At 63.7% G+C, this 22,478-nt stretch carries 37 protein-coding genes and 1 other RNA gene; all 38 read right to left on the reverse strand.

The genetic code is table 11. The features are described 5' to 3' along the window. Nucleotides 1-33: 33 nt before the first annotated feature. On the reverse strand, nt 34-975 hold the full coding sequence (locus tag AAGT95_RS09435; RefSeq protein WP_342596313.1) for a phage tail tube protein: 942 nt from the start codon (nt 973-975) through the stop codon (nt 34-36). Then, a complete protein-coding gene (locus tag AAGT95_RS09440) occupies nt 972-1,406 on the reverse strand; it encodes a phage tail terminator protein (RefSeq protein WP_342596314.1) in 435 nt (144 codons plus the stop codon). The genes AAGT95_RS09435 and AAGT95_RS09440 overlap by 4 nt, the downstream gene beginning before the upstream one ends. Beyond that, nucleotides 1,406-1,690 carry a hypothetical protein gene (locus AAGT95_RS09445; RefSeq protein WP_342596315.1) on the reverse strand — a complete coding sequence of 95 codons (285 nt, stop codon included), beginning with the start codon at nt 1,688-1,690 and terminating at the stop codon, nt 1,406-1,408. Before AAGT95_RS09445 ends, AAGT95_RS09440 begins: the two co-directional genes overlap by 1 nt. Before the next feature lie 12 nt (nt 1,691-1,702). Then, nucleotides 1,703-2,110 carry a DUF1320 domain-containing protein gene (locus AAGT95_RS09450; RefSeq protein ID WP_342596316.1) on the reverse strand — a complete coding sequence of 136 codons (408 nt, stop codon included), beginning with the start codon at nt 2,108-2,110 and terminating at the stop codon, nt 1,703-1,705. After that, entirely contained in the window at nt 2,110-2,631 is a 522-nt protein-coding gene (locus tag AAGT95_RS09455; RefSeq protein WP_342596317.1) for a hypothetical protein, read from the reverse strand. Before AAGT95_RS09455 ends, AAGT95_RS09450 begins: the two co-directional genes overlap by 1 nt. Before the next feature lie 38 nt (nt 2,632-2,669). Then, the gene (locus AAGT95_RS09460; RefSeq protein WP_342596318.1) at nt 2,670-3,575 is read right to left on the reverse strand and encodes a Mu-like prophage major head subunit gpT family protein; all 906 of its coding nucleotides are present in this window, start codon (nt 3,573-3,575) and stop codon (nt 2,670-2,672) included. A 58-nt stretch (nt 3,576-3,633) separates the two neighbouring features. Further along, nucleotides 3,634-4,056, reverse strand: a complete 423-nt coding sequence (locus AAGT95_RS09465) for a hypothetical protein (RefSeq protein WP_342596319.1) — start codon at nt 4,054-4,056, stop codon at nt 3,634-3,636. A 55-nt stretch (nt 4,057-4,111) separates the two neighbouring features. Next, a complete protein-coding gene (locus AAGT95_RS09470; protein ID WP_342596320.1) occupies nt 4,112-5,233 on the reverse strand; it encodes a phage protease in 1,122 nt (373 codons plus the stop codon). 94 nt (nt 5,234-5,327) lie between these two features. Then, nucleotides 5,328-5,837: a hypothetical protein gene (locus AAGT95_RS09475; RefSeq protein WP_342596321.1), complete on the reverse strand. Its 510-nt coding sequence runs from the start codon at nt 5,835-5,837 to the stop codon at nt 5,328-5,330. After that, nucleotides 5,825-6,814: a hypothetical protein gene (locus AAGT95_RS09480; protein ID WP_342596322.1), complete on the reverse strand. Its 990-nt coding sequence runs from the start codon at nt 6,812-6,814 to the stop codon at nt 5,825-5,827. Before AAGT95_RS09480 ends, AAGT95_RS09475 begins: the two co-directional genes overlap by 13 nt. Nucleotides 6,815-7,028: 214 nt before the next feature. Beyond that, entirely contained in the window at nt 7,029-7,472 is a 444-nt protein-coding gene (locus tag AAGT95_RS09485; protein ID WP_342596323.1) for a phage virion morphogenesis protein, read from the reverse strand. Nucleotides 7,473-7,629: 157 nt separating this feature from the next. Then, nucleotides 7,630-8,799 carry a phage minor head protein gene (locus tag AAGT95_RS09490; protein WP_342596324.1) on the reverse strand — a complete coding sequence of 390 codons (1,170 nt, stop codon included), beginning with the start codon at nt 8,797-8,799 and terminating at the stop codon, nt 7,630-7,632. After that, nucleotides 8,786-10,420, reverse strand: a complete 1,635-nt coding sequence (locus AAGT95_RS09495) for a DUF935 domain-containing protein (protein WP_342596325.1) — start codon at nt 10,418-10,420, stop codon at nt 8,786-8,788. The genes AAGT95_RS09490 and AAGT95_RS09495 overlap by 14 nt, the downstream gene beginning before the upstream one ends. After that, on the reverse strand, nt 10,417-11,925 hold the full coding sequence (locus AAGT95_RS09500; protein ID WP_342596326.1) for a hypothetical protein: 1,509 nt from the start codon (nt 11,923-11,925) through the stop codon (nt 10,417-10,419). The genes AAGT95_RS09495 and AAGT95_RS09500 overlap by 4 nt, the downstream gene beginning before the upstream one ends. Before the next feature lie 97 nt (nt 11,926-12,022). Next, nucleotides 12,023-12,571: a DUF3486 family protein gene (locus AAGT95_RS09505; protein ID WP_342596327.1), complete on the reverse strand. Its 549-nt coding sequence runs from the start codon at nt 12,569-12,571 to the stop codon at nt 12,023-12,025. Nucleotides 12,572-12,575: 4 nt separating this feature from the next. Continuing rightward, nucleotides 12,576-12,872, reverse strand: coding sequence for an ArsR family transcriptional regulator (locus AAGT95_RS09510; RefSeq protein WP_342596328.1), 297 nt, complete (start codon nt 12,870-12,872; stop codon nt 12,576-12,578). Further along, complete coding sequence (locus tag AAGT95_RS09515) at nt 12,869-13,210, reverse strand: DUF2730 family protein (RefSeq protein ID WP_157958913.1); 342 nt, start codon at nt 13,208-13,210, stop codon at nt 12,869-12,871. Before AAGT95_RS09515 ends, AAGT95_RS09510 begins: the two co-directional genes overlap by 4 nt. A 20-nt stretch (nt 13,211-13,230) precedes the next feature. After that, nucleotides 13,231-13,527, reverse strand: a complete 297-nt coding sequence (locus tag AAGT95_RS09520; RefSeq protein ID WP_342596329.1) for a hypothetical protein — start codon at nt 13,525-13,527, stop codon at nt 13,231-13,233. After that, on the reverse strand, nt 13,524-13,925 hold the full coding sequence (locus tag AAGT95_RS09525; RefSeq protein ID WP_342596330.1) for a hypothetical protein: 402 nt from the start codon (nt 13,923-13,925) through the stop codon (nt 13,524-13,526). The genes AAGT95_RS09520 and AAGT95_RS09525 overlap by 4 nt, the downstream gene beginning before the upstream one ends. After that, the gene (locus AAGT95_RS09530; RefSeq protein ID WP_342596331.1) at nt 13,910-14,524 is read right to left on the reverse strand and encodes a transglycosylase SLT domain-containing protein; all 615 of its coding nucleotides are present in this window, start codon (nt 14,522-14,524) and stop codon (nt 13,910-13,912) included. The genes AAGT95_RS09525 and AAGT95_RS09530 overlap by 16 nt, the downstream gene beginning before the upstream one ends. Then, a complete protein-coding gene (locus AAGT95_RS09535) occupies nt 14,521-15,045 on the reverse strand; it encodes a hypothetical protein (protein ID WP_342596332.1) in 525 nt (174 codons plus the stop codon). Before AAGT95_RS09535 ends, AAGT95_RS09530 begins: the two co-directional genes overlap by 4 nt. Then, nucleotides 15,045-15,356, reverse strand: coding sequence for a putative holin (locus tag AAGT95_RS09540; protein WP_110678752.1), 312 nt, complete (start codon nt 15,354-15,356; stop codon nt 15,045-15,047). The genes AAGT95_RS09535 and AAGT95_RS09540 overlap by 1 nt, the downstream gene beginning before the upstream one ends. 193 nt (nt 15,357-15,549) lie before the next feature. Further along, on the reverse strand, nt 15,550-15,888 hold the full coding sequence (locus AAGT95_RS09545; protein ID WP_110678753.1) for a hypothetical protein: 339 nt from the start codon (nt 15,886-15,888) through the stop codon (nt 15,550-15,552). A 9-nt stretch (nt 15,889-15,897) separates the two neighbouring features. After that, nucleotides 15,898-16,494: a type VI secretion system-associated protein TagO gene (locus tag AAGT95_RS09550; protein WP_342596333.1), complete on the reverse strand. Its 597-nt coding sequence runs from the start codon at nt 16,492-16,494 to the stop codon at nt 15,898-15,900. A gap of 25 nt (nt 16,495-16,519) precedes the next feature. Then, nucleotides 16,520-16,921 carry a Mor transcription activator family protein gene (locus AAGT95_RS09555; protein WP_342596334.1) on the reverse strand — a complete coding sequence of 134 codons (402 nt, stop codon included), beginning with the start codon at nt 16,919-16,921 and terminating at the stop codon, nt 16,520-16,522. After that, nucleotides 16,911-17,306 (reverse strand): hypothetical protein, encoded by a 396-nt coding sequence (locus AAGT95_RS09560; protein WP_342596335.1) that lies wholly within the window; start codon nt 17,304-17,306, stop codon nt 16,911-16,913. Before AAGT95_RS09560 ends, AAGT95_RS09555 begins: the two co-directional genes overlap by 11 nt. Further along, complete coding sequence (locus AAGT95_RS09565) at nt 17,303-17,755, reverse strand: hypothetical protein (RefSeq protein ID WP_342596336.1); 453 nt, start codon at nt 17,753-17,755, stop codon at nt 17,303-17,305. Before AAGT95_RS09565 ends, AAGT95_RS09560 begins: the two co-directional genes overlap by 4 nt. Further along, nucleotides 17,752-18,156, reverse strand: a complete 405-nt coding sequence (locus AAGT95_RS09570; RefSeq protein WP_342596337.1) for a regulatory protein GemA — start codon at nt 18,154-18,156, stop codon at nt 17,752-17,754. The genes AAGT95_RS09565 and AAGT95_RS09570 overlap by 4 nt, the downstream gene beginning before the upstream one ends. Continuing rightward, nucleotides 18,153-18,851 carry a DUF2786 domain-containing protein gene (locus AAGT95_RS09575; protein ID WP_342596338.1) on the reverse strand — a complete coding sequence of 233 codons (699 nt, stop codon included), beginning with the start codon at nt 18,849-18,851 and terminating at the stop codon, nt 18,153-18,155. The genes AAGT95_RS09570 and AAGT95_RS09575 overlap by 4 nt, the downstream gene beginning before the upstream one ends. A gap of 9 nt (nt 18,852-18,860) precedes the next feature. Further along, nucleotides 18,861-18,931, reverse strand: an RNA gene (locus AAGT95_RS09580) — hammerhead ribozyme type II. Continuing rightward, entirely contained in the window at nt 18,930-19,139 is a 210-nt protein-coding gene (locus AAGT95_RS09585) for a hypothetical protein (protein ID WP_342596339.1), read from the reverse strand. The genes AAGT95_RS09580 and AAGT95_RS09585 overlap by 2 nt, the downstream gene beginning before the upstream one ends. Then, on the reverse strand, nt 19,136-19,363 hold the full coding sequence (locus AAGT95_RS09590) for a hypothetical protein (RefSeq protein ID WP_342596340.1): 228 nt from the start codon (nt 19,361-19,363) through the stop codon (nt 19,136-19,138). The genes AAGT95_RS09585 and AAGT95_RS09590 overlap by 4 nt, the downstream gene beginning before the upstream one ends. Nucleotides 19,364-19,365: 2 nt before the next feature. Next, nucleotides 19,366-19,986, reverse strand: coding sequence for a DUF3164 family protein (locus AAGT95_RS09595; RefSeq protein WP_342596341.1), 621 nt, complete (start codon nt 19,984-19,986; stop codon nt 19,366-19,368). Then, the gene (locus AAGT95_RS09600) at nt 19,983-20,237 is read right to left on the reverse strand and encodes a hypothetical protein (RefSeq protein ID WP_342596342.1); all 255 of its coding nucleotides are present in this window, start codon (nt 20,235-20,237) and stop codon (nt 19,983-19,985) included. Before AAGT95_RS09600 ends, AAGT95_RS09595 begins: the two co-directional genes overlap by 4 nt. Nucleotide 20,238: 1 nt before the next feature. Then, entirely contained in the window at nt 20,239-20,733 is a 495-nt protein-coding gene (locus tag AAGT95_RS09605) for a hypothetical protein (RefSeq protein ID WP_342596343.1), read from the reverse strand. Then, a complete protein-coding gene (locus AAGT95_RS09610) occupies nt 20,730-21,113 on the reverse strand; it encodes a LysR family transcriptional regulator (RefSeq protein WP_342596344.1) in 384 nt (127 codons plus the stop codon). The genes AAGT95_RS09605 and AAGT95_RS09610 overlap by 4 nt, the downstream gene beginning before the upstream one ends. Beyond that, nucleotides 21,110-21,730: a hypothetical protein gene (locus AAGT95_RS09615; RefSeq protein ID WP_342596345.1), complete on the reverse strand. Its 621-nt coding sequence runs from the start codon at nt 21,728-21,730 to the stop codon at nt 21,110-21,112. The genes AAGT95_RS09610 and AAGT95_RS09615 overlap by 4 nt, the downstream gene beginning before the upstream one ends. Nucleotides 21,731-21,732: 2 nt before the next feature. After that, the gene (locus AAGT95_RS09620) at nt 21,733-22,452 is read right to left on the reverse strand and encodes an ATP-binding protein (protein ID WP_342596346.1); all 720 of its coding nucleotides are present in this window, start codon (nt 22,450-22,452) and stop codon (nt 21,733-21,735) included. Nucleotides 22,453-22,478: the final 26 nt, after the last annotated feature.

Consider the following 22,478-nt stretch of genomic DNA (forward strand, 5'->3'; position numbering starts at 1 on the left):
GCGGCTTCGGGCTGGTTAGAAAGAGCGCCGCGCTTAGCGGCAGATGATGCGGACTTCGTCGTTGCCCTGGACCGGCTCCGGCCGATAGTTCATCGAAAGCATCTGCACGCCCTGGTCGTCGGCGTAGGTCGGGCTGGCCAGCGAGCAGGACGGCATCACGATCTCGATGATCGAGCCCGGCTCGGTGCCGTGGATCAACGAGATCTCGCCGGTTTCGACGTTGAGCGAGCGCTGGAAGTAGTTCACTGCGACGACGCCAGGGTCATCGATCGTCAGCGAGCCGCTCGGCTGACGCCCGGTGATGGCGATGTCGTTGGCCCCGACCACCGTGCGCTGGCGGGTCTGCGCGCTCATGTCGAGCGAGAACGACTGGAACGGCGACGCGATGCCAAACACCTTCAAAGGCTGGGTGTTGAGCGTGTTGATCGGCAGCGCCTTGGGCCAGTGAGTGAGATCCACCTCCGGCAGCGCGACGTTGGTCACCGGCTGAATCAGCGCCATCAGCGTGACCTGGAGCGCCGGGATCGACTCGGCGTTGAGCGTGAACTGCGGCGTGCCGCGCGCACCGCGCCCTTCGTGCAGGTTCTTGTCGACGTGGCAGTAGAAACGGCCGCTGTCTTCGTTGTCGGAGACCGGCGCGTAGACGACCTGGGCAGTCGTCTCGCCATCCGCCGGCACGATGGTCTCTGTCCAGCCACAGGTACGCAGCAGGGCGCCCCAGGGCGGCGGCGTTCCGGCCTCACCGGAAGTGGTCAGCTCCACGCCCACCTGCACCTGGACGTGCTTCTCGCCCGGCGCTTGCGGTGCGTTGCCGTAGTGGGGCCGGATGTAGCTGCGGTCGATGTCGTTGCCGGCCAGCGGCGTCACGTCGATGGAGGTCGGCAGGATCGCCGTCATGTCCGGCACGGTGTCCGCGTTGTAGCTCGCTTCGATGCCGAAGCGCAGTACGCGGCGATTGGTACGTTGGTTGCTCACGGGGTTGTCTCCTGAGATTGATCGGCCCACCAGTAGTCAGTCGAGACGACATCGACCCAGAATAGGGCGCTGTCGGTCAGGGCGAGCAGCTGCCCGCCGTTCCAGCGAATCGGCAGCTCCGCGCCAGGCGGCTGCCAGTAGATGAGCCGCGAGAGAACCGGCTGACGCAGATTCGCCAACTGGTCCTTCGCGGTGCCAAAGCGCGCGCTACCGAAGCGGGCCACGCCTGTCACCACCATCACTTCGCAGCTCACCTTGTGCAGCGTGCGCGGGTGGCGCTCCTGGTGCGTGACGCGCTCGCGGCCGCTGATCAGCGTGAGGCTCGGGTTGCCCCGGACCTGCTGGGCGGCCTTGACATCCGCCGCCAGGCTGGCTTGCACGCCCAGCGCGGCACCGTTCAGCCGCTCGAGCCACGGCTCCAGGCTCAGCATCAGTTGGCCTTGCTACCCGACGACGGCAACTCCTCGACGACGAGCCCGCCGTTGGCCAGCAGTTCCTTGTGGGCACTGTGGTTCCTGGCGATCTCGACGGTTTGCCAGCTGCCGGTGAAGACCAGGCCGATCGCGGTTCGCTTGGCGCCGGTCTGCTTCGTTCGCACCCGCAAGCGAACCGGTGTCGGCTTGTAGGGCGCTTTCTGCGCGACCGGCGCCGCGGACTTCTCTTCGGTCGCCTTGGGCGCGTCCTGTTTTTCCTGGGGCTGGGGTTTCGTGGCCATCGTCGGCACTCCTCAGAATCCACCGCCGCGAAATACGCGACGGCTGTCATTGAATTGAACGTCGCCGGCGGAGCTGGGCGCCTCGCTGGCGGTTCGCCCGAGCTTGATATCGCCGCGCGAGACGCCGAGCAGGAACCGCATGGCATCGTCGTAACGGCCTTTCACCGCGTCGCTGACCTGGTCGTCGTAGAGCCGGTAGCGAGCGATGTCGGCAGCGATCGCGGCCACCGCACCCGGTACCGGCACCATCGGCGTCTCGATGCCTGCGGCGGCGAGGCGACCATCGATCTCGCCGGCCGCGTCATCGCAGGCGCGCTGCACGGTGCTGGTGTCGATGCCACCGTTGTCGTCCGGTGCCAGCGCCCGCAGCTCGTCCTCGCCGAAGCGAGTTACCAGCGCCATCTGGTCGACGTAGGCCATCACTGCGTGTCCGTATCCGGCTGCGCCGGGAACGAGCACTCCTCGACGACCAGCGTCGGGTCGCTTTCGAAGGCCGCGATCTGCTCGGTGCTCAGGCCAGAAAGCGCGATGCCGTGCCCCTCCGGCGTGAACACGTGACCGCAGCGGCGGCGCTTCAAAATCGACTTGCGAGTGCGGATGAACAGCGCGGGGATCTCGTCCTGGGCGGCATCGGTAGCGTCGTCGCCCTGGGCGTCATCACTCACGCCCTCGGCGGTGCGCTCGCCCGCTTCAGGGTCGACCGGGGGCAGCGCTTCGCCCGAGCCGTCGCCAGTGACGCTGTTGCCCGTAACGACCTCAATCGGGCCGCTGTCCGGCGTGTTCGTCGGCCCGGCGGCAGATTCGACGGTCGCTGCCGGCGTTGCCGCCGATTCCCCGGTCTCCGCCGGTGCTTCCTGCTCGGGCGCCTGGCTGTCGGAATTCGGGGCGGGTTTCGCGGTGCTTTTGGCACTGGTCGAACGCTTACGGTTAGTGGTGGTCATGTCGCTTTCTCCTCAGATGAACGGGAGCCTGGCGCCACTTACGCGGCGCTTGGCAGCCAGGGGTTGAGAAGCAGCTGGGAAGTGCCGGCCCACTCGTTGGTCGCGCCGTTGGCCGCCTGGCTATTGTTCAGCACACGGCGCGCAGCGCCTTCCATGGAGCCCGGCACCATGGTGTGGGTGTGACGCAGCGCCAGCGGTCGGCCGTGATCGCCCTTGAGATCCTGCAGGCGCTTGCGGGCGGCCTCGTAGGTTTCCGGCGTGAACTCTTCCTGGCAGCGCACGATCAGCTGCCACAGACCGGGGCCGGCATTGACGCGGGCATCGGTGCCGAACACGAACTCGTCCGTCATGAAGACTCGGTCGCTGTTCAGATCAGTGAGCGCCCGGAACGAGTAGTCGCGCCGGCGCTGGAAGATCATCGGCTTGATGGCGCGGGAGAAATCCGCGACGTACCAGGCGGCGCCACTGCCACCGATATCGTTGGAGACGGAGATTTCCTTGCCGTTCTTGTCCAGCACCGGGTGGTCTGCGTCGAACAGCTGCTGGCCGTCGTAGCAGACCGGATTCTTGGCCAGTACCTCGACGGCCAGCTCGTTGGGGTGCTCGCGGCTGGACCGGCCGAACTCCTGAAACGTGGGACCGTAGAGGCCGTAGGTGTCGTCCTCGATCGCATCGCGAGAGACGCCGGCGGTTAGCTCGAACTTGCGGTTCTTGATCGCGAAGTCCGCGCCTTCCAGACCATGGATGACACGGTCTCCAAGCCATTCGCGCATGCGCGGCAGCGTCTTGAGCCAGGGGTAAACCTCAACGGCAGTGGTCGAGGGCACCACGGTGCAGATCTGTTCGTACTGCGAGCCGTTGTCGCCCAGCGAGTTGAAGCCTTGCTGGAAGTTGGTGTTGTACGCCTTGAACAGCGCGTTGAGATTGGCGGATGTGAGATCCATCGTCGGTCGTCCTCGAGATTGATGATCGGTGTGGTATGCGGGGCTTGGCTTGAGGGGCTTAGCCCAGCGCCACGCCATTGGTCGGGTCGACGTTGACCCACACGCCACCATCGCCATCGACGCCGTCGATGATCCCGGCCGGTGAGCGCGTGCCGCCGCCGTCGGTCAGCGCCACGGTCTCGGCGTCGACGACGTAGCAGGGCTTGCCGATATCGCCAGCGGCGATCTCATCAGCACCGCTGGCGCCAGCCAGCTTGAAATAGCCGCGATTGACCTCGGCATGGGCGTCGCCTGAAAGGCCGCCCGAGTTGTCGACGAGCTTGTCGAACACGCCGACAGCAGTCAGGCCGGTGGCCTCGCGGCCGGGCTGGACGTAGCCGTCGGTATCGATCATGGCAAGCGTGCCGGCGTGGCAGACGGCGCCGGCGAGCACGAGATGGGCGCGGCGCATGCCGGCGCGGGATGCGGTATTGCGATTCATCGGTGGTGGTCCTCGGTCGAGAATTCAGGGGGCGAGACGCGAGAGTCGGCGGCGTTTACTGGGCCGTCGGGTTGGCCTTGCGGTACTCCTCGGGTGAGATACCCGACGCGCGGCAGACAGCCAGCTCGGTCTCGGAAAGCGCGTCCGACTTGTCGTCAGCCGGCGGCTTGCCCTGGGTCTGCGAGTTGCCACGCAGCGCGGCGATCGGCGGCGCTCCGTCGAGGTACGCTTTGCACGCGGCGAGCCCCTGGCCCTGGAGCCAGTCCGCCGTTGCCTGGCCGGGGATGCGGCCGTCTTTGACGCCTTCTTCAATCAGCGCCTTCAGCTCGGCGTCGTTGCTGCCGGTGCGCAGCGCGGCGAGTGCCGTCTGTTGTTCCTCGAATACTGCCTTGGGAACGTACTGGGTCATGTCCGGCTGTGCGGGCGTCACGCCGGCTTTCAGCGCGGCCACGGCGTCGGCGGGCTTTGCGTCATCCTTGGCACCGAGTGCCAAACGCAGCGCGCTGGCGTCATCGCTGCCGGCCTTGAGCGCGGCGATCTTCTGGTCGATCTGTTCGTCGGTGGCGTCGGCTTTCAGTCCGAGCGCGGCAATCAGCTTCTCGCGGTCCACGGTGGTGACCTCCTGGTCATTGGGAGTGCGGCCTGACGACATGCGCGCTGCGGCCAGTTCGGTGATAGCGCCGGTGTCGATCGCCGGCGTGTTGGTCAACCCGACGTGCAGCAGGTCGAGCACATCGCCCGATTGCGCGTCGTAGGGGAAAACGGGGGAGAGATAGCGATACGAATCGTCGTCGATCGCCGCCCTAGCGGCAGCGGTCCACTTCACGCGGCCGTATAGGCCGTCAGCACGCCATTCCAGCGAGCGCGGGTCGACCCAGCCGGCGGCAGGCGCAGGCAAGCCGTTACGCTCGGCGAGCAGCGTCTGGTGTTCGTAGTCGATGACGATATCGGTGGAGCGAGCCGCCGCTCGCTCGATGATCGAGCGAGCGTGGGACTCAAGAAGATGCCACGGGCCTTGGCCCTCGAGCGATCCACGCGGCGCCGTGAAGGTGCCGGCGGGGATCAGCCGGGTCAGGTCATCGCTGGCGGAGACGCGCAGCGAACAGACCGCAACGGGGTTGGCGGTCGGCGCCGAGCATGCGGCGATGGGGTGGCGAAGTGCGAGTGTCGTATCCATGCGCCCATGGTGGCGGGCGCAGGGTGAGGCGGGGGATTAAAGCGTTTTGGGAATTATCGGCGGTAGAACATTTGAGGTAGGAGGCCGTTCAATCTCAATGCTCGCCCGTTTCCTTTTCTCGTCGTTGACGAATTTGATGCTGCATCGCGTTAACATGCTTTCGACTGATCAGTGCAGGCAACTGAAACGAATAGAGCACTCCTAGCGTCGTGGTGAAGAGAAGCGCTCGCTCTAACCAGCACTGCGACCAGTCTGGCCAGTGGCTGTCAAGGCTCACGACAAACGATAAAACTAGAGTGACCAGATAGATGTAAAAAATGATGGAGTACTTCAACAGCTCATTCTTGATTAATCGAAGGTAATATGTGTCTTGCCTCCAGTTGCGCCCACGCAGGATCCTATCGTTAGCAACGATAGCCATCACGGCGGCTAGAAAACCGGCCAGAATAGAGAAAACCGTGACTAGTACGGTCACGGCGTCCTCGCTGGAGTGAAACCAGGGCTGCAGCTTCCAAGATGCCAATGCCGCTAAAACTAAGCTCGCGGCGACATAGAACACCTTTTTTTTGCTGATCCTCTGTTTCTGTGCGTTTATCTCTGCCATGCGCCTCTCTGGCGTAGCTCACTTCTGAAGGTTTGGAGCTCGTCCCATACCTCAATATGGTCGAGATCGTTCTGGCCGTCTTTGCGGCCCAACCGCACCTGCTTCGTCAGGATCACGTCTCCGGATCTAATCTCGTTTCCTTGTCGGGTTTTGATCACGACTTCTGAATCGTCCGGTATTTCATCGATCACGTCCATTGCAGCATCATCGAGAGTCGTCAGTACGACCGGTTCTGCGCGGCTACCACCGACTGGTGCGATCGTAGTTGTGATATTGAAGTCGCCCCAATGGCCTGCCAGGATGGCTCGCTGCTGATCGTCCTCGGCTTCTTCTGTGAACAATCCTTGAACTCCTCTACGGAATCGACGCCAAGCCGCGGTGAGACCCTGAGGCTCATCCCCGTCCAGCTCGCGCGTTGCTGCATAGAGGGTGCCTTTTAGCTTCATCTCTCTGACCCCCTCTAGCTCAAGCGTCCTGCGTTTCTCTTGATTTGACGCTGGTTCAAAGTCAAAAGTCTGAGTGTTTGGGGGTAAATTTGCTTGGCTGAAGAGATCCCTTAGATACCGTGCCACCATGCTGTAACCTCGCATAGCGCCATCGGTGCAGATGATTAGCTCATCTTCGTCAATCAGGACGAAAGCGTCAGCTAATTTGAAAGCTCGATCTACTGGTGGAGCCTCAGGGGCATCGAGGTCATGAACGGCGACGGTATCAGCGCCAAATGTACCTATTGATTCGCCCGGAGCGCCGGCTCCGATCGCAATCCTAAGAGGCTCAGCGACGTTTTCCCAGTCAGCATGCCGTTGCCTAACCCCAACCACCCCCATCGTCCGAATCGCCACTTTTGTATCTGCAACGTGTGGTAGCTGCTGAAGTGCTCTTCTGACCAAGCTGGCGAAGTTTTCCTGTGGGCGATTGGCACGAGTGTAGACGGCGCGAACATAATGGAGTCTTTTACTGGTAGGACGACGAGCCATGGTTTCTTCCTGTGACGACGCTGAGTGTGTTTTGTATCTTAACGTCACAATCTCCCCCGTCTATGGCTATTCTCCTACACCCTTGGTGGCTCGGCGGCCCATGACGCTACTTGTCGCCAATCTAACGCACCTCTAACGCTTCTCGCCGCATTTTCTCGGGCCAGCGTAGCGCCCAGCCGCTCCGAACGCCTCACAGCGCCTTACAGGCGGTCGGTCACAATCCGCCTTCGAGGTAGAGCGAGAGGGTATCCAGCACCTCGTCGCGGTCGTCGCTGGAGACGCCCAGAAACTCACGACCGGGGATGTCGCCCCATAGGTGCGGGAACTCGGATTGCTCGCCGCCGTAGTGCTGCATGGCGGCGTAGATCATCGAGCTGCCCCAGAGCAGCTCGTCGTCGTTGGTCTCGTAGTGGATCTGTCGAGCGAGCTGACCGCTTTCGCCTTCGAGGATGCGGTCGTGTCCTTTGCGCTCGACGGTGGTCTCGGAGAGTGGCGTCCAGGGCGTGCCGTCCGGTGCCTCCTTCTCCTGGAAGCGCTCGTGGGTGCTCGCCACCATCGCTTCGCCGATCGCCTTGAACGCCGGCTGCAGCCGAATCGAGCGCTGCTGCATGGCGCTGAGCGCCTGCAGTACCTGGTCGTCGTCGATGGTGATGGACATGCTCTCTCCTGGGAGATGGGCTTGATCACGCCCCCGGATCGGCTCAAACTGGACCTACGAGTGCGAGAGGCCAACATTCGTCTGGCGTACCCAGCGCATCGCGCTGATGAGGTATCTGGGGATGACGAACCAGCCTCGCTCTCTTCCTACCGCAGTCCTATCTCAGCCGTTCCATCTTGTTTCTCACGTTGCGCTCCGCTGCCGACTCCTTGACCTTGAACAGCGTCAGGAAGTAGTTGCGCTTGCCGTCCTGCGTTCGCTTGAGCGCGGCGCGGTAGGTCACGCCATCCACCGTCAGATAGATCAGCCGGCCATCCTCGCCCGTGCGCCGATAGACCTCGCCCCGGTCCAGCAGCGTCTGCACGCGCCGATAGTCGGCCAGGCCGATCTCCGGGTGCCTCTCGATATGCGCCGCCAGGCTCGCCTGGGAGAGCAGCACCGTTGGCGATTCGGCGCCGAGGATCTCGCGTTCGGTCGGCGGTACCACGGCGATGGGGAACTCGCCCTGGATCTCGCCGGCGCAGAAACGGCCGAACAGGTCGCTCTCGACCAGATCCTTGACGTTGAGTCTGGCCACGTTCGCCTCGACCGTATCCAGCCGATTGAGCCGGGCGGCGACGGCTGTCTCTGCAGCGCTCTTGCCCGGCGCGTAATCCCAGCCCGGTTGCACGCCGTTTGGCACTTCGGTCACTTCGCCGGTGCGATCGTTGACGTGCTGGGTCATGCCGTCGTTGGGGGCAGTATCTGGCCCGGTGCGACCGCTGCGCTCGAGCTGGCGGCGGCTCATCGTCTCGACGCCACAGTTGCAGCCCCAGCCGTTGGGTGGCCAGTGAGTGTGAAACCACGGGTCGCCAGCGGCCAGCACCAGGCCGTCCCACCGCTGATGCTGGATGCGCGGGTTCTCGACGGTGTTGTGGACGTAGCGCCAGTAGGGCCGCGCGCGAACCACATCCGGGTCGGTCATCTGCTGCCAGCGCCCGGCCATGTAGCTGGTGTCCATGTTGGTCTTGTAGATGACGCGGGTTCGCCAAGCGGTGCCGGCTTTGGAGCCTTCCCCAGTCCAGCCCGTCCAGCCGCGCTTGGCGACGATCTCTCGGAACTGGCGGCGGAACTCGCCCAGGCTCTGACCGTTCGCGATCGAGTCATCGACGGCCGCACGCAGGTCGGCGAGCAGATCCGCTTTGGTGGCGCCGGCGACGACGAATGCCTTGTCGTGTTCGTCCCGCCACAGGTCGTCCCAGCGGTTGGTGGGCAGGCTCTGCTTCTGGCGGAAGTAGGCGACCTGTTCCTTGAACGGCCGCCGGAACATGGCGCTAACCGTTGGCATCGGTTGCCTCGGCTTCATCGCTGACGGTCGAACGCCCCGCGAGGTTGGCGGCGAGGAAGGCTTGGCCCATCACCTCGGCAAGCTGTTCTTCGTCCAGATCGCTGAACGCCTCCAGGATGCGTGACTGTAGATCCTCGAACGTCTCGGCCTCATCGACGATCACCTGGAGCTGATCGACCCAGCCGTCGATCGCGGGCTGTGCCTCGCGCTCGAGCACGCTGGAGGCCGGCTCGCGATAATGCTCAGGCTGTGCGGGTGTCGGCACCGCCGGTGCCTCGCGCAGCGCGGCCAGCCCCGGCGGCCGGCCGGTCTTGAGCATCGCCTGGCCAAACGGCTGCAGCTGAGCGCGTGGCGTCAGGATCTCGTCTTGTTTGGTCGCCTCGGGGATGCCGGTTTTCTCGTGTGCCCACCATTTGGGGATGGCCATGCCCATATCGACTAGTATCGGCAGTGTGCTGGCCAGCGTTTCGAAGTCTTCGGTTTCGCCCATATCGAGCACGAACCGGGGCGCCCGGCGGCGGTTGTCGACGCCGAAGTTGAGTGCAGCCATCGGCCATAGGATGTCGCGCTGGATGGTGCCGCCGTACTGGCGGATATCCGAGCGGATCAGCGACGCCTGGCCGCGCTCGTGGACGTTGCCCAGGGCGTTGGTGTTGGTACCTTCGCCGGTACCGCTGGTCAGCGTGCCGCCGAGAATGGCTTTCGCCTTGGCGCGTTCGCACCAGTGGATCATCGACTCGAACATATCGGCACGGCCGCCGGCGGCTTCCATGAACTCGATTGCCATCCCTTCGGGGATGATGCCGGCGGCGTCCTTGCCCATGGAGACCACGGCCCGCAAGAGCGTCGCTTTCTCCTGCTGGGTGGCGTTCTTCGGGTATTTGCCGACCCGCGCCGGCAGCCCGTAGATCTCGAGCAGTTGGGCGAGATCGCCGAGGGCGTAGTTCTGGAACAGATAGGGCCAGACCAGCATCCGACCGAGGCCCATCCGCGCCACATAGCCTGGCTTGGCCCGGTGGCGGTGCTGCACCCAGCCCAGCGCCCATAGGTCGGCACCATTGTTGGAGCTGTCGCGCAGCGTGATGCGGTTCTGATCCTCTCCGTGCAGGCGAAACCACGAGTGTGGGCGCAGCTGCGGCTGCTCGATGAAGCGTTGGGCGCCGTCGCGGTTCCAGGCAAGCTCGAGATTGGCCCAGCCGTGGCCGATGCCGGTCCCCATATCGAGTATCAGATCCTCGACCTCGAGCCCGTCGAACACCTCGGCGCAGAAATCCGCCGCGCGCTTTTCAGCGGCGCTGGCGTTGTCCGGCGGCACGATCTGCCACTCCAGCTCGGCGGCGAGTTGACGGCGTTTGCCCAGGTCCGCGCCGATCTGGCTGTCTTTCTCCTCCATGTCGTCGAACAGCTCGGACTGACTCTTGAGGTCGCCTTGCTCGGCGGCCTCCAGGATCTGATGGAGCTTCGCCGGGGTCAGCCCCTTGCTCGGGTGCTCGGCGAATTCGCGTTTGAGGTTGCCGACCGTCGAGCGGTCGTCGGCATCTGTCTGCTGTTCATCCAGGGCGCGGGACCGCTCATCGCGGCCGGTGCCAAAGAGTGCGCGTAAACGTTGTGTCAGGCTCACCAGCCGCCTCCTAAACCGTCGTAGAGATCACCGACGTCATCGTCATCGGCGTAATGGTTGCTGCCGGCCTTGGGCACGGCGATAAAGTCGATCTCGCTGACGTCCATCAGGCTGGCGTAATAGGCCAATGCCAAGGCGATTGCGGCGTCGCCGTGGCGCGCCTTGGCATCACCGGTCTTGCCATCCGGCAGCTTGGGTATCCCCTTGATCACCTGCAGAGCGCGCAGGTCGTCGGCCACGTCGCGGTCGCGGGGAATCGCAATCTCGCCATCCTCGAACGCGGCTTTGAACTTGGGCATCGCCTCCAGGTACCAGCCCTGGGAAAGCATCACTGCCTCGATACGGCCGCTGCCGTACTGGTCCACCGCCTGCTCGGCGAGGTACTGGCCGTTACCGCGTGCGTCCAAAGCGCCAGCCTGAAGGCGCGGCAGCCGATCGACGATGTAGAACAGCACTTGCTCCTGCTGTTTGAACGGCACGTTGCGCAGTTCGACCAGAAACGGCACTAGGCGCTTGAGCTGTTGATCGATCGCCATGGGGGCGATCACGGTCAGGTCGCCGGAGCGGGCGAAGTCTTCCCCGAAACAGTGGGTATGTTGCGGATCGAGCTGCATCAGCAGCGGCAGCAGTTCTTCCTGGCACCATTGCGCCATCTCGACCGCGCGTAGGGTTTCCGGCAGCGCGTTGAATGTCGCCGAGCCCTCGAAGCGCAGCACCGGGGCATCGACCATGCGTGACTCGATCAGGGCACGGGAGAGGTAGGCGCCACCGCCCGACTTGGGAACGCAGTAGTACTCCTCGAGCGCATCCTCGCGGGTCGCGGTATCGGCGAGCAGGTTCGCCTTCCACTGATCCTCGGCCGCTTGGGTCCACGTCTTGCCGCGCACCTGGCAGATGCGCTTGTAAAGCCCCTGTTCGCAGGCGTCGTCGAGCGTGATGCGGTGGACCGAATAGCGCTTCTTGCCGGCGCGGCTGTCCTGCACCAGTTCGTTGAAGAGGTTGTCGACGCCGTTGTGGGTCGAGATCAGACGCACCTTGGCGCCCCACATGGTGAGTGCCAGCGCTGCCTTCAGCACTTCGGCTAGCTCGCCATGGAAGGCGGCCTCGTCGATGGTGACGTTGCCCTGGCGGCCGCGAAGATTGCTCGGCCGGCTGGATAGCGCCTGGATCTTGAAACCACTGGAGAAGCGAATATTGAAGGTGAGGATGTCCTTGTCTTCATCCTGGATGATCTCTTCCTCGATCGCGCTGGCCGCCTTGTTGAACGCCCTGGCCCACATGGCGGCCGCGTCGATGAACTCGATCGCCATCTCGCGGTTCGAGCCCACGTAGAAATGGTTGGTGCCGCCGGCGGCCTTTGCCGCGCTGGCGCTCAACACGGCGTCCGCCGCTTCGCCCCAAGTGATACCGGTTCGGCGCGACTTCTCGGCTATCTTGAGATCGGATTCATCCTCGATCCACGTCTGCTGGTAGGGCAGCAGCACCGACTTGGGCATGGCGATCATTTGTTGAAGACCCCCCGAATCAATGCGGCGACCACGATGGCGAAGCCAAGGGAGTCGCCAGCATCGACGATAGCCTGAGCAATGGTGAGTTCATCCATCAGGCGATCCCCAGGATGTCGCGCTTGATCGCGTCGATGGCATCGCGGCTCATGCCCTGGCTGGCCATGGCGCCCTCGGCCGCCGCCGCTGCCTCGGCGGCGACTTCGACACGCAGCTCCCGCGCCCACTTCTTCTGGCTCAAGCTGACCCGGCCGATATCGGCCAGCGCCTTGGTCACGCTGCCTAGCTGCTTGGCGGCTTTGGCCGGATCTTCCTCGGCTTTGCGCATGGCGATCGAGATCCGCAGCAGTTGGTCCTGCACGATGCGCGCGGTGGCATCCAGCAGCGCGCCGGATTCGTCCTCCTGCTCGGCGGTCAGGGCGCGGGCGAGTTCCGTCGTCTTGCGCACATCGCCCATCGCTTCCTCGAACTCTTGCTGGAGATCGGAGCCGTAGCGGGCGACGCTGGAGCGCGAGATCTTGTAGCCGTTGGATTCGAGCCACTCGGCCAGGCCGGTGTAATCCTGGAAGCCGCTCGAGACGAGCTTCTCGTTCAGCTGGTCGCGGATCTCTGGCGGAAGCTCATAGACCTTGGAGCGTGGGGGCATGGGTTTACTCCGGCAACGGCTTGGCGACGCCGGGAACGTTGGCGAGGCCAGTCGCGGCATCATGGCCACGAGCTGTCAGCGTGACGATCATGCCGGCACGCGGCGATTGGGTGATCACGAGCTGCTGCTCTTCGAGCCACGCCAGGTCGCCATGCAGCCGATCACGACTGACGCGATGGGCGTAGGCACCGACCAGCTCGTCGTTGAGCGAGTATTCATTGGTGGTGTACTGATTGCGCCGCGCCAGGATGCGCAGGATCGAAAGGCGCCGGCCCTCGGTCTCGAAGTCTGGATAGTTCATCGGTTCCCTCGCTCATTGAACAGGTAGGTGTGGATGCGATCCGTGAGCTGCCCCTGGGCGCGTTGTGTCGCGGATATCTCGGCCAGTAGCCGGTTGGTCTTGGCCTGTTCGGCACGTAGGTGGTCGATGTCATCGCGGCTGGGCAGCGAATGCACCTGGTGTTCGAGAGAGGTCATGTGGCGCTCCACTTCGTCGATGCGGGAATCCACCCGACGGATCGCTGTCTCGCTGGCTCGTGTCCGGTTGATCCACCAGATGCCGGCGGAGAAGAGCAATACCGAGATCGCCTGCAGGAAATCCCAGACGACACGGATGGCATCCCAGTTGAGTGGTCCCATCGTTTCCTCTGCGTTACGCGTTATGGTTTTGCCGGAGCCAGCGCTCGCGCTTGGCACGCCTGGCTCCGTTGATCGACTCGGGCCAGTCTCAGCCAGCCTCGAGAGCCCCAGCGATGCAGGGCGGTGATGTAGCTGCCGACATCGCGTTGGGTGTAGTCGCCGAGCGGTTTGGCCGGTTCGGCTTCGCGCTCGGTCATCCCGGCGGGGATCGCGCAGATCACCACCGGTGGTGCGTTGTCGATCATCGGCGGCGGTGCCGGCACGCTCTCGCAGGCGGTGAGCATTGCGGTGGAGACAACGATACCGATGAGCTTCATGGCAGATCCTCGATCGCCTGACGCAATACCGGCGCCACCGGCGCATCGTCCGCCGTCGGCGCCTGGCGGATACGCTCGGCTGAGGGCCGATAACGCTCGTCGAGCGTGTCGAGTTGGTTGTTCAGCTCACGGGTGGCGGTCTCACCGGCCGCACGCTCCTCGCGTTCGGTCGCCAATTCGCGAGAGCGCTGGAAGGCCACGTTTAGCCACGCGTCGCGATCGCGTTCGGCGGTTATCAAAGCCTGTTTGGCATCGACCAAATCGTCGCGCAGCCCGTCGATGGTGTGTTGCTGGTAGAGCAGGCAGCCGATCACCAGCGCGCCGGTCGCCAGCGCCACCCACAGGGTTGGCGGCACGATCTTGAACAGGCCGCCGAGGCGGCTCAGAAGTGATAGCACGGTGACCTCCCGCCCCAGGCGCTGACGTAGCGCGGTGTATAGCGCAGCAGGATGCGATCCACGTAGTCGCGGTTTTCTCGTTTTGCCCAGTCCGCGCGAGCGGTGTAGTTCGCTACCGAGCCGAACCATACGGCGGGGTTATCGCCGGCGTCGTCGGCCAGTTTCTGGTCACGCCAGACCCATCCCAGCCCACCGTTGTAGCCGGAAAGCGTCATTGCCCAGCGCTGGCAGGCATCGGCGGCGTCTACCCGCTGCCAGATCCAGCGGTCGTAGCGCGCCATCGCCCGCATCGCCCAGCCGGGTGAGTACGGCGCCACCGGCCCCAGGTCCGGGTAGATTTCGACGATCCAGGCGCTGGTGCTCGGCATGAACTGCGCCAGCCCCTGGGCGCCGACGGGGCTATCGACATCCGGACGCCAGGCGCTCTCTTGCTGGATCTGCGCGGCGTGAACAGCGACGGAGCCATCCAGCCCCCAGGTCTGCTGGACGATACGGGTCAGCTCGCGTTGGTATCGCTCGGCGTTGGCCGGCGGCTGCCAGGCAGTGGCCGGCTGGCAGCCGACCAGCAGCAAGGTTAGAAAGAGGCCGAGGCGAATCACGCTTCGCCCCCGTAGCGCGCCAGTAGCGCGTCGGTATGGCGCTGGTAGCGACGCAGCACCGCATAGAGCCGGGCGCGTTCTGTGACGTCATTCGCGGGCAGAGTTCGTAGCTTGCCGATCGCGATCTCGGCCAGCCCGGTCATGATCGACCAGCCCTCGGCGGCGAGGTCGGCATCGTTCGTTGAGCCAGTCGCCGGCGCCTGAGATTCGACGGCTTGCGGGTCAGATGGCTCGGCTCCATCTGTGCCGCTGGAAACTGGGCCAACTGGTGCCGGCGGCTGGCTATCCAGTTCGCGCCGGCCGGCAACCGTCACGAGCAGGCCGTTGCCCCGGTGAGTGTCCTCGACCGCCTCGAGGCAGCCAGACCCCAGCAGCTCGGTGATGTGCCGATCCACGCGCTCGCGACCCGCCGTCGAAGCGACATTGAGTGCGATGGAAACCAGGGCCGGCGGGACCGGGCCGCGTCGTTCGCGCTGCTCGGCGTGGACCGCCGCCAGGATCTTGCGATGCTGGCCGTTCATCACACGCCCAGCCCGACAGCGATGGCCACGGCGGCCATCAGGATGACGCGTCGCAACATCATGTAGGTGATCAGGCTATTGCCAGCAGTCGAGCGTGATTGGTAATCCCCAGGGCGGGCGTACCAGAACACCCAGCGGTCGAGCCAGTAGGCGAGATAAATCGCCCAGAACACCTTGGTCAGCGACCACAGCAGCAGCCCCACCTGCTGTGGGTAGACGGCACCCACGGCAGTCGTGGTGACGATGGCCAGCAGCAGGCAGGGCCACAGCCGGGTGGCGCCTTTGAGCTTTTCAAACAGGGTCTGGAACACGGTGCCGTCTCCGTCGGTTTCGGGTCAGAATCGATGCGCGTGGCGTGAGTTCTGACGTTACCGGCGGGAGCGGTCGAGGCGGGATTCAAGCGGTTTACGAAAAACGCCCACCGGGTGGTGGGCGTTGGGTCTTTCGAGAAAAGGCGCTCTGGCGTTCTGAGAGCATTATCGCTGGTGCGGTGATGGTGTAAAGCTATCCTCGAAGCTCGCTCTTATCCTGGCTGAGCTTGCCGTTGGCTGGGTCGTAATACCATCGGCTCGATGTGTTGATCGGCTTTCCGCAGTAGAGGAAATAGAAGCTATCTCCCGTCACGCGAGAGAAGCCACCGCCTTCGCGCATAACTTCTGCCTGACAACCATCCTTGGTGCTGAGATCTTGGATGGCCAGGGCAAACTCGTTTTTGTAGGTGTCGGCATCTTGAGAGAGCTCAGCGATGTCGAGCGACTCTTCCATGCTAATCGGGTCTTTGCTGCAACCCGAGAGCGAGAGGCAGATCGCTACCGAGGCTAGGAGAAGTGAGGCGTACTTCATGGTTTTCTCCTACCAGTGGCAAGCATCGCGAAGCGGTTGAATGGCTTCTTCAAGTCCAGTGACCGGGAATTGTGCAGTAATCGGCGATTCATTGAACGGCGTTGCTCTGACTGTCAGCATGTCGTGCCCGAACATACTCTCCAGGAAAGGAATGGAACTGCCTCCTCGCCATAGCCCGAGAGCCTTATTGTCAGTCGAGCTGTCCATATTGATCGTTCTGGCCTTCAAATCATCGACTCGAGTCGTGACCTGACCGTACGACTGAATATCGGTCATGTGGTTGCCAGCAAAGATTAGGTACATCGACGTTGTATTTTCGGAGCAGCGAGCGATTAGCGTCGCGCTTTCCGGCCGCCCGAACCTGCTTCTCACCGGCTGCGTCGAGTCGGTCATCAATACCACCGTTTTGGAATCGTCGATCGGTGAGGTTGAGGTGTTCACACTCCACGCAGATTTCTGTGACGTGCTTGTCGCAGGACGGTACTCGGCGTCATAGCAGGCCAAGCGACTTTGATCGTCACTGATGCCAGCACATTCTTCGTTGGCGTTAGCGGCGCCGGCTACGGCGATCGCGGTCAGCGCCATAATGGTCGCTACTGTTTTCATTCTATTTTCCCTTGCGTCTTCGTTATTAGAACAGGCCCGGCTGAAGCCGATTTCGGGCCAGTTTTCGTTGTTCGGCCAGTATCGAGTAGACCTGAACCTCGGTCAGCCGATGCTCCCGCGCGAGCTGCGTCACGTTGGCACCGTTGTGGCGCTCGAAAATTTCGCGATCCCTAAGCGCAATCTCCAGCCTGTCGCCCTTGGGCAGGTAGAACGAATGCCCACCATGGAAGTGTGCCAAGGCGCGCACGGCGCGGAAAGCCCGCGCTCGCGCTATCTCCTCGTTATCGCCATGGCGGCGGTAGACCGCTTCGATCACTAGCAGAATATCGGTGAGCCCCTGTGGCCACTTCTTGAGAATCTCCGGGTCGGTCATCCGTTCCAGGGCGTCGTCCGGCACGTCCGGGAACATATCGAGGTTATCGGCCATTGCGCATTCCTCCTATACCGGTTTCTGCCATCAATCGTTGTAAGCGATCTCTGTTTTCTCGCCGCTGTGATTCGCTCATTTGCGGCTTACCAAGACGCGGGCGTTGGAGGCGATCAGGCATTGCCTCGATCAACTGGCGCGGCGCTGGCCAGCGGTTGACGCTACCGGCCAGGCGCTGGAACGCAGTTCTCAGTCGTCGAGTGTCGAGCTCCGCATCCCATCCGATCGGCTTGGCCCACAGCGTGTCGACCCATGCCTGCTGGGTGTAGGCGATGTCGTCTTCCCACGGCGCGTTCTGCAGGCGAAGCACCACCAGCCGGGCGAGCCCCTGGGCGATCTCATCGCGGAACCATTGCGCGGGCTGGCTCATGCCGGGATGGGTCATGACTGCCTCCCCACATCCAGCGCGGCAAGTGCGCGGGCGACGCCCTTGGTCGGACGACGATGGCCATCGTCGGGAAGTGCGGCGCGGGCCTCGGCGCGCGCGCCCATGCTCTCGACGACACGCTTGAGATAGTTGTGGTTCTTGAGCGGCCGAGTGTCCTCGCCGCTGTCGCGCTTGGCGCGGATTGCCTCGACCGTATCCGACAGCGCCGCGCCGACCAGGCTGGTATCCGACGCCAGTGCCAGCGTCTCGCGTGCCAGGCGTAGCTGGCGCTCATAGGCGGTGCTGCGACTCTTGCCCCGGAAGAGCCCGAGATAAGCAACCAGCGGTCGCGATACGTCGCGCGGCAGATCGGAGAGGATGCCCATCAGCTCGCGCAGGGATTCGTCCTCGACCATCTGCTCAAGGGTGAACTGGGTATGGCACGCGGGGCAGCGAACGTCGGTCATTTGCCTCTCCGTTTGGCATCGATCACCAGCCCCTGCATTAGCCGCGTCAACTGGTCATCGTCGAGCCAGTCGACACGCTCGATGTTGAACATGCGCTGCGCCATGCCGTCGGCGTAGGCCCAAGGGCGACCGGAGTCGGCCAGCAATGCTTCGACCTTGCTCATGACCGAGGCGCGGGTGCGCGGCGGGCGTGGCGCCTTCCGGCCGGCTCGTTTGGCCGGTGCCGGCTTCCAGCCCAGGCGCTGGAACTCATTGATCACCGCGCCCACATTGCGATTCGTGAGTTCTTTGGCACTGCTGACGCCAGCAACACGAGCGAGCAGTGCGCGGTAGTCGTCTTCGCTCAGGCCCAATTGGCTCTTGGCGATATGGATCTGGGCGAGCTTGCTGCGGTGGATCATGATGATTTCCCGAGCGCTGTTTGGCGCTGACCGTTCACGCCCTGATAAAACTCCACACGTTTGCCATCGGCGCGTCCTTGGATCAGGGCAGAAGCGTCATGGTTGCGAAGGCCTTTGGTGTTGTCGCGCCCGGTCATCGTTTCCAGCGGCTGCTGCCAGCGGCGTTCCTGGTAGCGCTGAATGACGGCATTCTCGGCGTCGCTGCGTTCGTGTTTGATCACGTGCTGGGCGACTGTGTGAATCCAGCTCTGCGCATAGAGATCGCCGCGACGGATCTTCGTTGTCCGCTTGAGACGCTTGCTCTGGGTCTTGAGATAGGCGTTCCGGTCGCGGGTGAGCTGGCGCAGCAGCACCTCGAAGGCATAGCCACTCACTTCTCCGGCGCCGTTAACGCCGTAGAACTCGAATCGACCGTGCCAACGCTTGCCATCATGAACCGGGCAGTAGATCAGCTCGGCGCCGAATGCACTGGCGACCATGTTGGCCAACATGCCGAGGTGTGCGGGAGGCCGCTCACCGGCAGCGACCTTGGCGATATGGCTGTCGACATCACTGACCGTGACGTCATCAGAAGTAATGCCATGTGCCGCCATCAGCTTCTGCGCCTGACGCATTGCAGCCGCTGCTTCATTGGCATTGCTCGACTTCGCCAGGCGAAGGCATTTCTTTATCTTGTCGAGGATCTTCGAATCCATTGGAGTCTCCTGCGGCTGCTCATCAGTGCCGGGCCACCACGCTCGGCAGACGCCTCGGGTCGACCCGAGGCGTTTCGCTCAGTGGGTCGTTTCTTTCCGGGCTTTCTCGCGATACTCGATCATGGCGTGATGGATAGCCGTCACACCGACCAGAGCAAGCGCTTGAGTCGTGCTCAGGCTGCGTGGGTCGCTGACTTCGAACCCGGCATCGACCGACACGCCTCCATGCTCGTTCTCGAAGATCCGGATCGTGCAGGGCGTGCCGTGGCTGTCGCGTTTCTGGCTCATGCTTCGCTCCGGTGATGCGTGACGTGGTAGCGGTACTGGATGCCGGCAGCGACATCGCTGTCGCGTAGGTAGTCGTTCACCACGTCGACCTTGCCGCCGTAGACCTTGCGCGCGACTCTTCGGGCCGCTTCCTCGTGGCTCCAGGTGCAGGTAGCGCGTTTGCCCTTCAGCGTGGCGGCGTAACCGCCCATCGCTGGGCGGACACGAATGGTGGCGGTATCCATGCTCACACCCCCGCGATATCGAGTGAGATGGGCAAGTACTGCTCGCTGTCACCGACCCGCTCATAGAGCCGGATGTATGACTTGGAGCCAGTGACCTGGACGGCATCGCTGATGGCATCCATGGCCTTGAGCCAGCGCTTGTCGTCGATATCCAGACGGCGCAGGCCGAGCACCTGGCCGGTGCGGATGTTGCCGGCCTGGTCAACGCGGAAAGCATCCTGGACGATCGTTGCGATCTCGGGGCGGGCATCCTGAGTCCACTCGCGCAGGCACTCGTCGATCAGCCCCTTCGCAGCCTGCAGGCGCTCGTCGAACGAGATCCGCTCCTGGATGGCGCGGACCACCTTGTAGCGGCCATCGAACGAGTAGAGGGTGACGTTGCCTTTCTTGCCGCCGATCTGGACGTCGTACTCGCTCGCGGATGTCTCGACGAACTGCTCGATCTCGCTGAAGGCGTCGCCCTTGTAGTCGCGTAGCTCGTCACGGAGCTGATTGGCGCGATCGACCATCGATAGCACGATCTCGTCGCGAAGCTGATCGATCGGCCTGATCTGGGATTCGGGGATCAGACGGCCCTTGGCGTCCTGGCGGAATCCGGCGGGGATCTGTTGCGGTGCGTTCATTGGTGACTCCCGATTTGCTCTTCGCGTTGGATGGCTTGGCTGACCGCTTCGATGGCGGCCATGTAGCGAGCGGTATGCGGCCCATGCAGGCAGACCAGTGCCGCAAACGGCTGGAACTGGTGGCGGCGAGTGATTGCCACCGCGACGTTGGGAGAGCGTTCGGCGCCCATGTCGCGTAGCAACTGACTGACAGTTGCCTGGCCGATGTCGTCGGTATCGATCAGCCTCAGAATGGCGTTGTGGGTGGTCATCTCAGGCTCCTCGGATTTTGAAGTTGGCGCTGGCGTTACGGTGGCTACGGTGTTTTCGGTGATGGCGCATGGGTTCGATCGCTGCGCCGTTGCGGTGCGGCAGTGCCTCGCACTCGTCGCGCCATCCGGCGAGCAGCTCGGCGATGTCGATCAGGTCGTCTTCGTCGAGCCACGGACCGTGGGTCGGGTCGGCATGCTGGCGCGGCATCACGCCGGTGTCCTGCTGCTGCCAGCAGCGCAGAATCGCGGCTTGCTGGCTGGCCAGCGGCGGTTCGCACTCGGTCGCGGCACGTTCCTCAAACAGTTCGGGATCGGCGCAGAACTGGGTGAAGCTCACTCGTCGCCGTTCAAGGCGGAGCTTCACGAACCGTGCCATCAGCTCGCAGCGCTCCGGGTTCGCCAGGTAGCGGTCGAGCTGGATGCCGGCGCGGGCGATGCCCAGTAGCTGGAAGCGATCGGCGTAGTAGTCGAGCTGTTCGTCCGAGATGCGCGTCATGACTCACCTCCCTGCGTGTTGTCGGGGTTGTGCGGGCAGTTCTGGCAGGTACGCCAGGCGCGCATCGCCATCGGGTTATGGGTGGGGGCCTGGCGCTGTCGGTAGCTGCGGCACTGATCGCTGGTGATCACCGCTTCCTGCGCTGGGCAGTGAGTGCCATCCAGGGCTTCGATCACGCGCTGCTCGACGCCGGTGGTGTTCGGGCTCGGGTAGCGGTTGGCGAGTGCCAAAGAGACCGCCGAGCGCGACATGCCGATACGCTCGCCGGCGCGGGTCATGTTGGTGGCCTCGACCTCGGCGGCGAGCAGTTCGATCCAGTGCGGCGGCGCGTCGCCCCAGGATGAAATATCGACCTGTCGCGGCTTTCGAACGGCGCTCATGGCTCACCTCCGTCCACGCGCGTGACGCGGGAATAAACGACCGACTTGGTGTTCGGGTCGTAAAGCTCTTTGGTGCGGCGGATCTGCGGCGCCATCGGCCCGGTCCAGCGACCGGCGGCGAGACGATAACGGGTTGGTAGCGCCGGGCCCGGCTCCCGAGTGATGGCGAGATAGTCAGCACGCGCCAGAAACTTGCAGTACTCGTGGGCGGTAGCCTCGGCGATGGTGCGATCCGGCGTCGTCGCGGCGCTGGCAAGATCGGCGGCGGTGAATTCCCCGATGATCTTCATGGTGCGCCACAGCTGTTCGCGGCCCGGCGCAGGTGGCTCGCTGCCATCGCGGCGCACGCGGGGGGCTTCGAATCCGATATCTCTTGCCAGTCGGTATTCCACGACTTTTCCAGGCTTCTTATGCGGATCATTACGCTCGAGGTAGCCGGCAGCCGTCAGCCCGCGCAGATAGTCGGTGATCCGTGAGGCAGGCACCTTGGGCAGTAGCAGGTCGAGCCGCGCCATGGTGATGGTGAGCTTGTTGGCATGCAGGGTGCGGATCGATTCCCAGATCTGCTGACGGCTGGGAACGTCTCCGGCCAGAGTCGGTTGGTTGCGCTTTGCCATGCTCAGCCCCTCCGTGCCGGCGGTTGACCGGTATGGATCTCGCGCTCGTCCCAAGTGGCAACGTCGACGCGATCCCAGCCATTGGCCAGCGCTTCCTGGTGGATCTGGTAGAGGTTGACGGCAACCCGGCGCAGGCAGCCGCGCACCCGATCGTTGACCAGCGCAAGCAGGTCGTCGGCAATCTGGATATCCGCATGGCTGCGCGCGGCGAGTGCTCGCACGTCATCCAGACTGGCGGCTTCCGCCGGTACCCACTCGAGCACGCGGTTGTGCAGGCGCTCGAGACGCCCCATCGACGCCGGCACGCGCTCTTCGCCGATCAGAATGATGGTGCCTTCGGAGGCGTTGTAGAGGTCGGTCAATACGTTGGCGGCGGCCTTGTCGATCACGTACTGGACGTCGTCGACGATCAGCGGCCGGCCGGAGCGGGAGAGCTGCTCGGCGATCTGGTCGACCATCTCCGAGATGGTCTTGGCCGGGATCACGCCGATCTCGCGCAGGATCGCCAGCAGGAAGGCTTTCTTGGTCCAGCTCTCGCGGCACTCGACGTAATAAGCGCGGTGCTGATTGGCGGAGTAGGACGCGGCCAGACTCTTGCCGTACCCGCTGGGGCCATACATCACCACCAGCCCCGGCAGGCCCGCCGGTCGGCTCGAGGCGCGCTCGATGGCGGCGGCGAGTAGGGCGACATTGGTGAGTGGTACAATGGTGTTGACGCTCATGGTGCTTCCTTACAGTGGTTCCTGCG

The organism is Salinicola lusitanus, from assembly GCF_038648475.1.
Taxonomy (GTDB): Bacteria; Pseudomonadota; Gammaproteobacteria; order Pseudomonadales; family Halomonadaceae; genus Salinicola; species Salinicola lusitanus.